Raw genomic sequence first — 14286 nt, 5'->3', positions numbered from 1 at the left:
AGGCCTGCCCGCGAGCGTGCGCTTGTGCTCGAGTTTCGGTGTGTTTTTCGGACACGAGCGCACGCTCGGCGCCGTGGGGGGCGCGCATGATCACCCGGGTGCTGGTCGCCAACCGCGGCGAGATCGCGCGACGGGTGTTCGCCACCTGCCGCCGGCTGGGCATCGGCACCGTCGCCGTCTACACCGATGCCGACGCAGGGTCCCCGCACGTGGCCGAGGCCGACGCCCGGGTTCGGCTGGAGGGCACCCGCGGATACCTCGATGCCGCCCAGGTGATCGCCGCCGCGCGGGCCGCGGGCGCCGACGCCGTCCATCCCGGATACGGGTTCCTCTCGGAGAACGCCGAATTCGCGGCCGAGGTCCAGGAGGCGGGGCTGACGTGGATCGGCCCGCCGGTCGCCGCAGTGGCCGCCATGGGCTCGAAGATCGAGGCGAAGAAACTGATGGCGGCCGCGGGTGTGCCGGTGCTCGAGGAGTTGGATCCCGACACGGTGACAGCCGAGGACCTGCCGGTGCTGATCAAGGCCTCCGCGGGCGGCGGGGGCCGCGGGATGCGGGTCGTGCGCGAACTGGCCGAGTTGGCCGGCCAGGTCGAGGCGGCCCGCCGGGAAGCCCAGTCCGCCTTCGGTGATCCGACGGTGTTCTGCGAGCGTTACCTGGCCACCGGCCACCACGTCGAGGTCCAGGTGCTCGCCGACGGCCACGGCACCGTGTGGGCGGTCGGGGAACGCGAATGCTCGATCCAGCGCCGCCACCAGAAGATCATCGAGGAAGCGCCGTCGCCGCTCGTCGAGCGCGTCCCCGGGATGCGCGCCAGGCTGTTCGAGGCCGCGCGGCTGGCCGCACAGGCGATCGACTACACCGGGGCGGGGACCGTCGAGTTCATGGCCGACGCCTCGGGGGACTTCTTCTTTCTCGAGATGAACACCCGGCTGCAGGTCGAGCACCCGGTCACCGAGCTCACCACCGGCCTCGACCTCGTCGAGCTGCAACTACTGGTCGCCGACGGGGGCCGCCTGGACTCGGATCCGCCGCCCTCTCACGGGTACTCGATCGAGGCCCGCGTCTATGCCGAGGACCCGGCCAGGGATTGGCAGCCTCAGGCCGGCATCGTGCACCGGTTCGAGATCCCCGGCCACGTCCGGGTGGACTCCGGGATCATCGACGGCTCAACGGTTTCCATCCACTACGACCCGATGCTCGCCAAGGTCGTCTCACATGCGTCGACGCGCCGCCAAGCCGCGGGGGTGCTCGCCGACGCGCTGACCCGCGCCCGCATCCACGGCGTGCGCACCAACCGCGACCTGCTCGTCAACGTGCTGCGGCATCCGGCGTTTCTGGACGGCGCCACCGACACGGCATTCTTCGACACCCACGGCCTGGCCGCATTGTCGGCGCCGTTGAGCGACGAACGGACCGTCACGTTGAGCACCGTCGCCGCCGCGTTCGCCGATGCCGCCCGAAACCGCGCGGACGCAACGGTGTTCGCCGCCGCGCCCAGCGGCTGGCGCAACCTGGCCTCCGGCTTCCAGACCAAACGCTACGGCGACGTCTCGGGCGGCGAGCACCAGGTGCGTTACCGATTCACCCGCACCGGGGCGGAACTGCCCGACGTGGCCGGCGTGGACCTGGTGTCACACACACCGGAGCGTGTGGTGCTGCGTGTGGACGGCGTGGACCGCCCGTTCGATGTGGCCCGCTACCGCGACGACGTGTTCGTCGACTCACCGCTGGGATCGGTGCAACTCGTTGCGCTGTCCCGCTTTCCGGACCCGGATGCGGCAGTCGCGCAGGGCTCGCTGTTGGCCCCCATGCCGGGTTCGGTGCTGCGCATCGGTGCCGCGGTGGGCGACCGGGTGAGCGCCGGACAACCGCTGGTGTGGCTGGAGGCGATGAAGATGGAGCACACCGTCACCACACCTGCCGATGGCGTCCTCGCCGAACTCAACGTCGAACCGGGTCAACAGGTCGACGTCGGCACCGTCCTTGCCCGCGTCGATTCCGAAGAAGGAGAGCCCCGATGAGCAGTTTCATCGAGACCGAAGAACAGCAGGAGCTACGCAAGGCCGTCGCCGCGATGGCCGCGAACTACGGCCAGGACTACTACCTGGAGAAGGCCCGCGCCGGCCAGCACACCACCGAACTATGGCAGGAGGCAGGCAAACTCGGCTTCATCGGGGTCAACCTGCCCACGGAGTACGGTGGCGGCGGCGCGGGCATGTACGAGCTGTCGCTGGTGATGGAGGAAATGGCCGCCGCCGGATCGGCGCTGCTGATGATGGTGGTGTCGCCGGCCATCAACGGCACGATCATCGCCAAGTTCGGCACCGACGACCAGAAGAAGCGATGGCTGCCCGGAATCGCCGACGGCTCGATCACGATGGCGTTCGCGATCACCGAACCCGACGCCGGATCCAACAGCCACCGCATCACCACCACCGCCCGTCGCGACGGCTCGGACTGGATCCTGTCGGGACAGAAGGTGTTCATCTCCGGTATCGATCAGGCCCAAGCGGTGCTGATCGTGGGCCGCACCGAGGACCACAAGACCGGCAACCTCAAGCCCGCGCTGTTCATCGTGCCGACCGATGCGAAGGGGTTGAGCTGGACCAAGATCGAGATGGAGTTGATCAGCCCCGAAAGCCAGTTCCAGGTGTTCCTCGACGATGTCCGCCTCCCCTCCGATGCGCTGGTGGGCTCCGAGGACGCCGCGATCGCGCAGCTGTTCGCGGGCCTGAATCCCGAGCGGATCATGGGCGCCGCCAGCGCGGTCGGAATGGGCCGCTTCGCGATCACCAAGGCCGTCGACTACGTCAAGACCCGGCAGGTGTGGAAGACGCCGATCGGCGCGCACCAGGGGCTGTCACATCCGTTGGCGCAGAACCATATCGAGATCGAGTTGGCCAAGTTGATGATGCAGAAGGCCGCCGCACTGTACGACAGCGGCGACGATGCCGGCGCCGCCGAGGCCGCCAACATGGCCAAGTACGCCGCAGGCGAGGCGTCGGTGCGCGCGGTCGATCAGGCCGTGCAGTCGTTGGGCGGCAACGGATTGACGAAGGAGTACGGGATCGCCGCGGCGGTGACCGCGTCGAAGTTGGCGCGCATCGCCCCGGTCAGCAGGGAGATGGTGCTGAACTTCGTCGCGCAGACCTCGCTGGGCCTGCCGAGGTCGTACTGATGAGTGTCCTGGTCCGTTACCGTGTCGACGGCCCGGTCGCCCGGCTCACGCTTGACTCACCGGAGCACCGCAACGCGCTGTCCACCGAGCTGGTCAACCAGCTGCACCAGGGCTTCACCAGCGCTGTCGCCGAGCCGGGGACGCGGCTTGTCGTCCTCGACCACACCGGCGGAACCTTTTGCGCGGGAGCCGATCTGGGCGAGGCGGCGGGACGGGACCCAAGCGACGTCGCCGTCGACCGCGCTCGCGAGATGACCCGGCTGCTGCGCCGCATCCTCGAGCTGCCGATGCCCGTCATCGCCGCGGTCGACGGGCACGTGCGCGCGGGCGGGCTGGGGTTGGTCGGCGCCTGCGACATCGCGGTGGCCGGGCCGGCGAGCACGTTCGCGCTGACCGAGGCCCGCATCGGCGTCGCGCCATCGATCATCTCGCTGACCCTGCTCCCCAAGATGACCCCGCGGTCAGCCGGCAGGTACTTCCTGACCGGTGAGAAGTTCGGCGCCCAGCTGGCCGCCGAGATCGGGCTGGTCACCGTCGCCGCCGACGACGTCGACGCCACCGTCGCCGACCTGGCCGCGGCGATCGGCAAGGGCTCACCACAGGGGCTCGCGGCTTCCAAGGCCTTGACCACGGCGCGCATACTGGATGCCTTCGACCGCCACGCCGAAGAACTGACCAGGCAGTCCGCCGAGCTGTTCGTCTCCGAGGAGGCCCGCGAAGGCATGATGGCGTTCCTGCAGAAGCGGCCGCCCCGCTGGGTGGGCTGATGGGCCGCAGCGTTCTCGTCACCGGAGCCACCGGCACGCTGGGTCATTGCGTGGTCCCCGAAGCCGTCGGAGCCGGTCACCGGGTCCGGGCGCTGAGCAGGAAGAACCGCATGGGCTACACCGGCGTGCACTGGGCGCGCGGTGACCTGCTCGCCGGTACGGGCCTGGACGCGGCGCTGGACGGGGTCGACGTGGTGGTGAACTGCGCGACGCAGCCCACCGGCGGCAAGGACGTCACGTCGATGGGCAACCTGATCGCGGCCGCGCGCCGGGCCGGGGTCGGCCACATCGTGCACGTGTCGATCGTCGGCATCGACCGCATCCCGCTGCCCTACTACCGCACGAAGCTGCGGGTCGAACAACTGTTGGAGGCGTCGGGCATCGGCCACACTGTGCTGCGCGCCACACAGTTTCACGACCTGATCTACACCTCCTTCTCCATCCAGCGGTTCTCCCCCGTGCTGTGCGCCTTGCGCGGAGTGCGGTTCCAGCCCATCGACACCCACGACGTCGCCGGCCGTCTCGTCGAGTTGGCTGACGCCGAGCCCGTCGGGCGGGCGCCGGACATCGGCGGCCCCGCCGTGCACACCCATGCCGAACTGGCGCGGATGTATCTGGCGGCGCGCGGCAGCCGTCGCAAAGCGGTCGCGCTACCAGTGCCGGGCCGCATCGTCGGCGGTTTCCGTTCGGGGGCGAACCTGGTCCCCGAGAACGCGGTCGGCACCGTCGGCTTCGCCGATTACCTGGCGAGGAAGACATAAAGTTTGGCCATCTACAGGCTTCGCCAAGAACGGCGAGGGCACAGTTTGGACAACGGCCTTGCATGTGCCAGCGTTCGTCGTAGGCTCGTATTCGATGAACACCCCAGCGTCGCGGAACGGTTCGATGCGTGCTGCTGACACCGATCGGATTCAGGTGGCACAGCTACTGACCGATGCCGCCGCGCAGGGCCGGCTACAGCTGAACGAATACGAAGACCGGCTGACCAAGGCATACGCTGCGCAGACCTACGAGGAACTCGACCGGCTGTCCGCGGACCTGCCCGGCGCCTTCAGCCGCAGCCGCACCGGCGGCCCCTGCCGGCCCGCTCCGTCGACGCTGCTGCTGGCGATCCTGAGCGGCTTCGAGCGCCGCGGGCGGTGGAACGTTCCCGAGCGGATGACCACGGTCGCCATCTTCGGCGGCGGCGTGGTGGATTTGCGGTACGCCGACTTCACCTCGCCGGAGGTGGAGATCCACTCGTATTCGATCTTCGGCGGGCAGACGATTCTGGTGCCGCCCGAGGTCAACGTCGACCTGCGCGGCGTCGGCGTCATGGGCAACTTCGACCACAGCGTCAGCGGCGAAGGCTCCCCCGGCGCGCCGTATGTGCGCATCCGCGGCTTCTCGCTGTGGGGCAGCGTCGGCGTCAAGCGCAAGAAGCGTAAGTCCGCCGCCGCCTGACTGTCGCTACTCTCGCTCCGCGAAACCGACGAAATGGTCGTCGCGGGCCGGGCGGTTTCAGCCGTTGCGTCGGTCTCGGCGTAATACGCGGGGCTAGCGGCGACGCCGGGAGCGGAGGTAGTCGCCGACGACGGCGGCGCCCAACCCGTCGAGGTCCGGCACCACCACGCGTCCCTCCACCCGCCGCGCCACCTGGTCGATGAAGCGGGCCAGGCCGGGATCGCTGCCCAGCCGGAAGATCGTCACCTGCGCACCGATGCCGGCCACGTCGTCGAAGCCCTTGACGGTGTGGGCGATGGTGCGCGGATGGGGCGGGTAGTCGAAGAACACCGCGGGTCCGCCCTCCTCGCTGGGATAGTGCTCGAGGTGCGCGGTCGGCTCGCCGTCGGTGACCACCAGCACCACCGGCTGGGCGTTGGGGTGTCGACGCAGATGCCGCATCGCCAGGGCCAGCGCGTGATGAAGGTTGGTGCCCTGCTCGTAGACACCCTCCAGGCCGGTGAGCTCGGCCGCGGTCACGGTGCGCGCGTAGCGCCCGAATGCGATGATCGACAACGCATCCGAACGGAACCGGGTGCTGACCAGATGGTTGAGCGCGAGCGCGGTGCGTTTCATCGGCAGCCACCGGTTCTCCATCACCATCGAGAAGGAGGTGTCCACGAGCAGCGCGACGGCGGCCTGTGTGCGGGTCTCGGTCTCGGAGATCTCGACGTCCTCGACGGTGATGTCCATCGGCAGCGTCGCGGCGCCCGAGCCGGCCCGGCGCAGCACCGCGTTGGTCAGCGTGCGGGTGACGTTCCACGGTTCGGTGTCGCCGAACTGCCACGGCCGCGTAGCGCCGGTGAGCTCGCCGGCGGCCCCCGCGCGCCGGGTCTCGCGCTCCCCGTGCCGACCCGAAAGCTGTTGTGCCACATCCCGTAGCGCGGTCTGACCGAGCTGGCGCATGGCCTTGGGCGACAGCCGCCACCGCCCGTCGGAGCCGCGGTCGAGAAAGCCCTGATCCATCAACGCCCGTTCGAGTTCGGCGAGCGTGCGCGCGTCGACGGCGGCCTCTTCGCCGAGCTGGCGAGCGAGCATGTCCAGGTCGACATCCTCCATCGTGGCGCCCGCGTAGCTCTGCGACAACGCCTCCGCGAGCTGCTCGAGCTCGGCGATGTCCTCGAGCGCTTGGGCGCCCTCGCCCATCCCGAGTGGATTCTCACCGGAGAACCGCTCCGAGCCGGTCCAGTCCTCTCCCGGCCGGGCCGCCTGCAGATGCGCGTCGAGCCGGTTCAACGCGTTCATCAGCGACGGTGAACCAAACGCTTGCTGCGCCAACGCATCCAGCTCGGCTCGCTGTTCGGGCGAAAGGCTGTTGCGGAACCGCTGCGCGGCGGCCGCGCGCTTGGCCACCGAGTCCAGCAGTTCCTCGACGTTCTGCGGGTTCTCCGGGAAGAACTCGCCGTGCTTGTTCATGAAGTTTTGAAAATCTTCTGGCGTGTCCTCGCCCCTGGAGTGCTTGTCGAGCAGGTCGTTGAGGTCGTCGAGCATGTCGTTGACCCGTTGCCGATCCTCGTCGGTGGCGTTCTCCAACGCCTGCTTCATCCCGGCGAATCGCTGGTCGAGCATCTCGCGGCCCAGCAGATCCTTTATCTGCTCGTAGGATTCGCGCGCCTCCGGGCTGCGCCACTGGTAGTCGGCGAGTTCCTGCACGGCCTTGGCCGGCGACGACGGCAGGTTCTCGATGCGCATCTCCTGGAACCGCGCGTCGTCGTCGAGCGCGCGGGCCAGTTCCTTGCGCTCGGCCAGCACCGCCTCGTCGAGCAGCCTCTTGATCTCCTGCAGGGTGCCGTCCAAGTTGTTGCGCTGCAACAGCTCTCGACGCCTGCGGTTGGCCTCGGCCGCCAGCTTGTCGGCGCCGCGCATGTTCTTGGTGCCGCGCCGCAACATCTCGGACAGCGCGCGCCGTGGCGAGCTGCCCTCCATGACGTCCTGGCCGATCTGCTCGAGCGCCTCACGCAGGTCGATCGGCGGCGCCAGCGGGTCGGGCCCGCCGGTGTACCGCGAATACCGCGAGGTCCGTTTAGCCATAAACGGTTTCGCCTTCTCCGGATTCCTTGTCGATGCGCTTGGCCAGATACAGCGCCTCGAGCGCCAGCTCGACGGCGGCCGCGCGCTGCCCGTCGGTCGTCGCACCGAGGCGCGTCTGGATCTCGGCGATCGCGGGCACCTCGGGCACCGCGGCCAGCACCTCGCGCGCCGAGACCCGCTCACCGGTGGTGATCGCCGACCCGTTCTCGATCGCCACCACCAGCGGACCGACGTCGATGCCGCCCAGTAGGCGTTGCGCGGTGTCCGCGGTGGCCCGGCGCAGCAGGTGCTCGAGCACCGCCTGCTCGCGGCCCTCCTCACCGGTCTCGAATTCCAGCTTGCCGCGCAGCACGTCGATGATCGTGGCCAGGTCGACCACCCGGGCCACCGGATCCTCCTCGCCGAGCAGCGCCGAGCGGTGCCGGGCGGCGGCGGCGACGGTTTCGGCGGCCGCGATCGCGAACCGCGCCGACACACCGGAGCGCTGGTCGATGGACCGCGACTCGCGCAGATAGCGGGCGAACCGCGCCAACACCGCCAGCAGGTACTCGGGGACCTCGGCCGAAAGCTGCGCCTCCTGCTTGATGACGCCGACCTCGGCGTCGAGTTCCAGCGGGTAGTGGGTACGGATCTCGGCGCCGAACCGGTCCTTCAGCGGCGTGATGATGCGACCGCGGTTGGTGTAGTCCTCGGGGTTCGCGCTGGCCACCACGAGGACGTCGAGCGGCAGGCGCAGGGTGTAGCCGCGGACCTGGATGTCACGCTCCTCCATCACGTTGAGCATCGCCACCTGGATGCGCTCGGCGAGGTCGGGCAGCTCGTTGATGGCGACGATGCCGCGGTGGGCGCGCGGGATCAGCCCGTAGGCGATGGTCTCGGGGTCGCCGAGGCTGCGGCCCTCGGCCACCTTGACCGGGTCGATGTCGCCGACCAGATCGGCCACGCTGGTGTCCGGGGTGGCCAGCTTCTCGGTGTAACGCTCGCTGCGGTGACGCCACACGATCGGCAGGTCGTCACCCGAGTCGGCGGTGCGCCGGATCGATTCGGGGGTGATCGGGCTGTACGGGTGCTCACCGAGCTCCGAGCCTTCGATGACCGGCGTCCACTCGTCGAGCAGACCGGCCAAGGCGCGCAGCAGCCGGGTCTTGCCCTGCCCGCGTTCGCCGAGCAGCACGACGTCGTGACCGGCGATCAGGGCGCGTTCCAGCTGCGGGAGCACGGTGTCCTCGAAGCCAAGGATGCCCGGCCAGGGGTCGCGGCCCTCGGCGAGGGCGGCCAGCAAGTTGTCCCGGATTTCCTGCTTCACGCCCCGTTCGCGGTGGCCGGAGGCCCTCAGTTCGCCGACGGTACGGGGTAGATCACGTGGTTGAGTCACCACTCCAAGTTACGCAACTCCGCGCGGCCGCGGTCGAGTGTGTGATTAAGCCACGCTTCCGGCGCCGACGACGTGCGGGTAACCCACGTTCGGCGGCACGGGGAGGAAGGTCAGTTCGGCGACGGCGGCAGCATCTGGAACCCGTCGAGGATCGTCGCGCTGTCCCGCCAATAGGTCGGGTCCTCGGCGTCCATCGCCTGGGCGGTCACGCTGATCACGAATGTCATACCCTCGGCGTGCATCACCGCGCCCAGCGCAACCGCGGGGTGCGGGTCGATGTTTCCCATCACCGGCATCATGTAGCGGAACGTCCTGGCGGGCAGACCGCACAGTGAGCGCTCGCTGACCCGCAGGTCGGTGACGCCCAGACCGGACTCCAGCGCGTCCTGCATGGTCGCGAAGATCAGGTCGACATCTTCAGTGCCCGACGTGCTCTCGAGCGTCACCATCACGTTCGCGGTGAAGGCGTCGGCAGTGAGCGCCTCGTTCCGCATGGCGAAGCGGATCAACGGCGAATCCATCATCGTCGACCGCTCCCAACCGGGCGGCTTCGGGATCTTCAACACCGGCTCGTCGTCGTTCCTCGCCGGGATCGTCGTCAACGGGACATCGACGGCCTCGCACAGTGACGAGTCGGATCCGCCGGGTTCGGCCGCCGTCGACAGTTCGGCACCGTCCGCGATGCCGTGGCCATGGGAGCAACTTAATGGCGTCCCGGCTGTCGGTGCGGGATTCCGCCGATCTCGTTCCCTCAGTGCGCGAAGTGGCGGGCCCCGGTGAGGTACAGCGTGATGCCGGCCTTGGCGGCCGCCGCGGTGACCTGGTCGTCGCGCACCGATCCGCCGGGATGGACGACGGCCTTGACCCCGCCCTCGATGAGCACCTCCAGCCCGTCGGGGAACGGGAAGAACGCGTCGGAGGCCGCGACCGCGCCGCGCACCCGATCGCCTGCGCGCTGCACGGCCAACCGGGCGGCGTCGACCCGGTTCACCTGGCCCATGCCCACCCCGACCGTGGCGCCGTCGGCCGCGACGACGATCGCGTTGGACTTCACCGCGCGGCATACCCGCCACGCGAACTTCAGATCGTCCAGCGTCGCGGGATCGGCCGGCGACCCGGCGGCCAGTTTCCAGTTGATCGCGTCGTCGCCGGGTGCGGTGAACGCATCACGCTGCTGCACCAGCAGGCCGCCGCTGACCTGACGGAACTCCGAGCCGCCCGGCTGCGGTTCGGAGGCCACCAAGACCCGGATGTTCTTCTTCCGCGCAAGCACTTCGACCGCGCCCGGCTCGTAGGCGGGCGCGACGATCACCTCGGTGAAGATGTCGGCGACGGTCTCGGCCATCTCGACGCTGACCGTGGTGTTGGCCGCGATCACCCCGCCGAACGCCGAGAGCGGATCGCATTCATGGGCCTTGCGGTGCGCGTCGGCCACCGAGACAGCCGAGATCGCGATGCCACATGGGTTGGCGTGCTTGATGATCGCGACGCAGGTCTGCTCGTGGTCGAACGCCGCGCGCCAGGCCGCGTCGGCGTCGGTGTAGTTGTTGTAGGACATCTCCTTGCCGTGCAGCTGTTCGGCCTGCGCCAGCCCGGGCCACGCCGAGTCGTCGCGGTACAGCGCGGCCTGCTGGTGCGGGTTCTCGCCATAGCGCAGCACCGCGTGGCGTCGCCACGTCGCGCCGAGCCACGGCGGCAACGGGGTGGTCACCGAGTCGCCCTCGGGTGCGAGCACCGAACCCATCCACGACGCCACCGCGACGTCGTACTCGGCGGTGTGCCGAAATGCGAGGGCCGCCAGCTTCTTTCGCTCCTCGAGGGTGAACCCGCCCGCGCGCACCGCGGCGAGCACACCGTCGTAGCCCAGCGGGTCGACCACCACGGCGACGCTGGGGTGATTCTTCGCCGCGGCACGGACCATCGACGGGCCACCGATGTCGATCTGCTCGACGCACTCGTCGATGCCGGCACCGGAGGCGACGGTCTCGCTGAACGGATACAGGTTCACCACGACGAGTTCGAACGCCTCGACACCGAGGTCGGCCAGCGCCGAAACATGTTCGGGTTTGCGCTGATCGGCCAGCAGTCCGGCGTGCACATGCGGGTGCAGGGTCTTGACCCGGCCGTCGAGGACCTCGGGGAAGCCGGTCACGTCCTCCACCGGCGTCACCGGAACACCGGCGTCGGCAATGGTTTTGGCGGTCGACCCGGTCGAGACGATGGCGACCCCCGCCTCGTGCAGCCCGCGGGCCAGTTCGGGCAGGCCGGTCTTGTCGTACACGCTGATCAACGCGCGGCGAATCGGCCGTTTATCGCTCATCCCAGGGTCGCCTTTCGTCCGGTCCAGGTCACGCCGCGGGTCGCGAGCGCTTCCACTACGTCAACGAGCAGTCGTCGCTCCACGACCTTGATCCGCTCGTGCAGGGTGGCTTCGTCGTCGTCGTCGAGGACCGGCACCGCCTCCTGGGCAAGCACCGGCCCGGTGTCGGTGCCGGCGTCGACCAGATGCACGCTGCAGCCGGTGATCTTGACGCCGTAGGCCAGCGCGTCGGGCACCGCGTGAGCGCCAGGGAACGCGGGCAGCAGCGCCGGGTGGGTGTTGAGCACGCGGCCGGGAAATCGGGAAAGAAACTGCGGGCCAAGGATTCTCATGAACCCGGCCGAAACCACCAGGTCCGGCTCGTATGCGGCGGTGGCCTCGGTGAGCGCGGCGTCCCATGCGGCGCGGTCGGGGTAGTCGCCAAGCGCGACGGTGAAGGTCGGCACCGACGACGACGCGGCGACCTGCAGGGCGGCACATTCGCGGTCCGTGCCGACCGCGACCACCCGGGCCGGATAGTCGCCGACCGCGGCCGCCAGCAGGGAGGCCAGCAGCGACCCGGTGCCCGAGGCCAGCACCACCACCCGCGCCGGTGCGCTGGGCGGCACACGAAGCGGTTCCTGCACGCCTGGGAGCCTAATGGTCACCGTTGCGGGGCCGCTCTGCGGTGGTGCCCGGTGTGCCGTCGTCGTCGACGACGAAGTGCTCCTCGGGGTCCTCCAGGGGCGCGACGGCCTCGGCGGGCACTTGCCCGCTCTCCTCCGATGGCGCGTCGTCGACGGTCTCCTCGAGCGCCTCGACGGACTCGGGCTCGACGTCGGGTTCGGTGTCGGGCTCGGGTACCGGCTCGGGTTCGGGGGCCGGCTTCGGCCGCCTGGGGCGACGGGCGATGCCGCCCGACATCGCCACCGTGAGCCCACCGATCCCGACGAACCACAGGAACACGGCGGGCCCGAACGTGGTCTGGTCGACGCCGACGTCGCCGAAGTTGCCCAGCCGACCACCACCGGCGCGGCCGAGCAGCGCCATGGTCACCGCCGCGAGCGCCGCGGCGGTGACGAGCTTGAGCAGTGCGGGCAGCAACGGCAGCGGCCGCCGCGCGCACTGCTGGCCGATCGCCACGCCGGAGACCGCCGCCACGATCAGCAGCGCGACCCAGACCGGGCCGAGCGGCGGCGTCGGCACGGCGGCCAGCACCGGCAGCGCCGGGATGTCGCCGCCGAACACGGTGAACGGGCTGAACGTCGCCAGCCCGATGTGGGCGCTGGAGCCGACGGCGACGGCCGCGGTGCCCACGAGCACGTTCGGGATGTACAGGATCGACAGCGCGGTGAGGCTGAGCTGTCCGAACGTCGACTCGGTGATGCCGAACAGGTCGTGCATGGTCGACCAGTGCACGATGAGCGAGCCGGCCATCACCACACCGGAGAGGCCGAGCAGCGCGAGCACCCCGGCGGTGGCGGCGCGGAACGCGTCGGGCAGCCATCCCGGCAGCGGCGACGCGCTCAGCAGCCGTCGACCAACGCGGGATCCCACCCCCACGGCCGCGCCGATCGCATGCACGGCCAGCACACCGCCGAAGGCGCGCAGGGCATTAGGGGTCTGCAGGTCGGTGAGCACCGAGGCGGCGTCGTGGACGACGGCCAGGCAGATCGCGGCGATCAGCAGCGGCCCGCCCAGCGCGGAGCCGACCACCCAGCGCGTCACGAACCACGAACTCGCAGGTGAGGTCGCCGCCGCCGTCGTGCGGGCCGTGCCCCAGATCATCGCCAGCGTGGGCAGCAGCGGCAGCACGCCGAGTTCGGCGCCGCCGATGGACACCGGCACCAGGTGCACGCCCAGCCACATGCTGGCCGTGGCCCCGAAGGCGCCGGTCATCTCGCTGTTGGCGATGAGCAGCTGGATCAGTACGACCGCAGCGATGATGAGGAGCGCGACGATCGACGGCCCGAACGCGACCCGAAGCAGCTCCCGTGCTTGGCGCGGGCCCACCGGTCGGTTGTCCACTGGTTGGCCGCTCCTCGCACAAGCTCAGCGCGCGCGGAGTTGACGCACGCGCGGCTCAGACTACGACGGCGTCTGCCCCGACTGCGAGGAGGACGACGGCTGTGCCGGGGTCTGTGTCGTCGGGGTCGAGCTGGACGGCGGTTGGCCGTACGTCGGGAAACCGGTCGGCGGGGTCGGGGGCCCGCTTTGACCGCCGCTCTGCCCGCCGGACTGCGAACCCGCCTGCGAGCCGGGCTGAGAGCCCGGTTGCGTGCCGGATTGCGAGCCGGTCTGCGGGCTGGGGAATCCGCCGGTGGACGGGCCGCTGGGGTAACCGCCGTACGGGGTGGGATAGCCCGGCCGCTGCTGGTGCAGCTGCTGCTGCGGACCGCCGTACTGCTGGCCGTAGTAGCCGCCGGGACCGCCGTACTGTCCGTAGTTCTGGTCGTACTTCGGGCGCGGGGCGGGCGGGGTGATGATGCCCGTCTCGAACAGCAGCGCCGCCACGGCCACGATCGCCTGCAGCACCGTGAACGCGATGACCAGGTACAGCCCCCAGTCGATGGAGGCGACGCTGGGTTTGTTGATGACTTCGGCGAGCACGAGCAAAAACGCCAGCAGCGAGAGGACCGTCACCAGCGACGTTGCGACGGTCTGCCTGGGCAGCAGGCCGACGCCGGCGAGCAGTCCGGCCAGCACCGCGGCGGCGACCGCCAGTACCAGGCCGAAGGAACCACCACTGACGTCCACCAGGCCGGGGAAGTCGGATGCGGCGATGGTGAAAAGCGGACCGAAGCTCGACAGGTACACCGCAAGGCCGAGCGCGGCGATGGCCGCGGTCAGATAGCGGGGGAGCCTGCTGGCGGCTTCCCGCGACGACGAAGTGGGTTCGCCCACCTTGCCGAACTGTTGTGTGGGCGCGGAGAACTGGTTGGTCGGCTGCTGTGCGGACGAGTATCCGGGGCTGCCGTGCGGACCGGGCGGGTAGGTCATGACCTCTCCTGTGCTGGACGGGCGTGCAGACCACGCTAGCGCACCTGGGCGGGTTGGACGCGGGCGCGGGTTGCCCGGTCGAATTCTCTTCGGAATCTTCGATTTCGCGCGTCGACGGCAGCACCGGCGCATCGCGGCCCTCGATCTCCCA

General features: G+C 69.8%; 12 protein-coding genes. 5 read left to right on the top strand and 7 right to left on the bottom strand.

The features are described 5' to 3' along the window. Nucleotides 1-86: 86 nt before the first annotated feature. The 5 genes from MELE44368_RS09205 to MELE44368_RS09185 all read left to right on the top strand — a co-directional run bounded on the left by MELE44368_RS09205 (nt 87) and on the right by MELE44368_RS09185 (nt 5391). Nucleotides 87-2024 (top strand): ATP-binding protein, encoded by a 1938-nt coding sequence (locus MELE44368_RS09205; protein ID WP_128108222.1) that lies wholly within the window; start codon nt 87-89, stop codon nt 2022-2024. Then, complete coding sequence (locus tag MELE44368_RS09200) at nt 2021-3181, top strand: acyl-CoA dehydrogenase family protein (RefSeq protein ID WP_128108221.1); 1161 nt, start codon at nt 2021-2023, stop codon at nt 3179-3181. Before MELE44368_RS09205 ends, MELE44368_RS09200 begins: the two co-directional genes overlap by 4 nt. Beyond that, on the top strand, nt 3181-3948 hold the full coding sequence (locus tag MELE44368_RS09195; RefSeq protein ID WP_128108220.1) for an enoyl-CoA hydratase family protein: 768 nt from the start codon (nt 3181-3183) through the stop codon (nt 3946-3948). The genes MELE44368_RS09200 and MELE44368_RS09195 overlap by 1 nt, the downstream gene beginning before the upstream one ends. After that, a complete protein-coding gene (locus tag MELE44368_RS09190; protein ID WP_128108219.1) occupies nt 3948-4709 on the top strand; it encodes an SDR family oxidoreductase in 762 nt (253 codons plus the stop codon). The genes MELE44368_RS09195 and MELE44368_RS09190 overlap by 1 nt, the downstream gene beginning before the upstream one ends. A gap of 94 nt (nt 4710-4803) precedes the next feature. Next, nucleotides 4804-5391: a DUF1707 SHOCT-like domain-containing protein gene (locus tag MELE44368_RS09185; RefSeq protein ID WP_128108218.1), complete on the top strand. Its 588-nt coding sequence runs from the start codon at nt 4804-4806 to the stop codon at nt 5389-5391. Between the two features lie 93 nt (nt 5392-5484). Here the strand turns inward: MELE44368_RS09185 and MELE44368_RS09180 are convergent, their stop codons facing one another. From MELE44368_RS09180 to MELE44368_RS09150, 7 genes are all read right to left on the bottom strand, one after another. Beyond that, the gene (locus MELE44368_RS09180) at nt 5485-7461 is read right to left on the bottom strand and encodes a vWA domain-containing protein (RefSeq protein ID WP_128108217.1); all 1977 of its coding nucleotides are present in this window, start codon (nt 7459-7461) and stop codon (nt 5485-5487) included. Further along, nucleotides 7454-8836 (bottom strand): sigma 54-interacting transcriptional regulator, encoded by a 1383-nt coding sequence (locus MELE44368_RS09175; RefSeq protein WP_164890067.1) that lies wholly within the window; start codon nt 8834-8836, stop codon nt 7454-7456. The genes MELE44368_RS09180 and MELE44368_RS09175 overlap by 8 nt, the downstream gene beginning before the upstream one ends. 110 nt (nt 8837-8946) lie before the next feature. Further along, nucleotides 8947-9438, bottom strand: coding sequence for a hypothetical protein (locus tag MELE44368_RS09170; RefSeq protein WP_128108215.1), 492 nt, complete (start codon nt 9436-9438; stop codon nt 8947-8949). A 149-nt stretch (nt 9439-9587) separates the two neighbouring features. Continuing rightward, nucleotides 9588-11156, bottom strand: a complete 1569-nt coding sequence (purH, locus tag MELE44368_RS09165) for a bifunctional phosphoribosylaminoimidazolecarboxamide formyltransferase/IMP cyclohydrolase (protein ID WP_128108214.1) — start codon at nt 11154-11156, stop codon at nt 9588-9590. Then, nucleotides 11153-11782 (bottom strand): phosphoribosylglycinamide formyltransferase, encoded by a 630-nt coding sequence (gene purN, locus MELE44368_RS09160; protein ID WP_128108213.1) that lies wholly within the window; start codon nt 11780-11782, stop codon nt 11153-11155. Before purN ends, purH begins: the two co-directional genes overlap by 4 nt. A 10-nt stretch (nt 11783-11792) precedes the next feature. Continuing rightward, nucleotides 11793-13163: a cell division protein PerM gene (locus MELE44368_RS09155; RefSeq protein WP_128108212.1), complete on the bottom strand. Its 1371-nt coding sequence runs from the start codon at nt 13161-13163 to the stop codon at nt 11793-11795. 60 nt (nt 13164-13223) lie between these two features. Then, nucleotides 13224-14135 (bottom strand): DUF5336 domain-containing protein, encoded by a 912-nt coding sequence (locus MELE44368_RS09150; RefSeq protein ID WP_128108211.1) that lies wholly within the window; start codon nt 14133-14135, stop codon nt 13224-13226. Nucleotides 14136-14286 lie beyond the last annotated feature (151 nt).

This window comes from Mycolicibacterium elephantis DSM 44368 (genome assembly GCF_004014805.1).
GTDB lineage: Bacteria > Actinomycetota > Actinomycetes > Mycobacteriales > Mycobacteriaceae > Mycobacterium > Mycobacterium elephantis.
This window is presented reverse-complemented; position numbering and strand designations above follow the sequence as displayed.

Coding starts and splice junctions, on each gene's coding strand:
- MELE44368_RS09150 (WP_128108211.1), bottom strand. CDS start 14,135: ATGACCTACCCGCCCGGTCCGCACGGCAGCCCCGGATACTCGTCCGCA.
- purH (WP_128108214.1), bottom strand. CDS start 11,156: ATGAGCGATAAACGGCCGATTCGCCGCGCGTTGATCAGCGTGTACGAC.
- MELE44368_RS09200 (WP_128108221.1), top strand. CDS start 2,021: ATGAGCAGTTTCATCGAGACCGAAGAACAGCAGGAGCTACGCAAGGCC.
- MELE44368_RS09195 (WP_128108220.1), top strand. CDS start 3,181: ATGAGTGTCCTGGTCCGTTACCGTGTCGACGGCCCGGTCGCCCGGCTC.
- MELE44368_RS09185 (WP_128108218.1), top strand. CDS start 4,804: ATGAACACCCCAGCGTCGCGGAACGGTTCGATGCGTGCTGCTGACACC.
- MELE44368_RS09180 (WP_128108217.1), bottom strand. CDS start 7,461: ATGGCTAAACGGACCTCGCGGTATTCGCGGTACACCGGCGGGCCCGAC.
- MELE44368_RS09205 (WP_128108222.1), top strand. CDS start 87: ATGATCACCCGGGTGCTGGTCGCCAACCGCGGCGAGATCGCGCGACGG.
- MELE44368_RS09190 (WP_128108219.1), top strand. CDS start 3,948: ATGGGCCGCAGCGTTCTCGTCACCGGAGCCACCGGCACGCTGGGTCAT.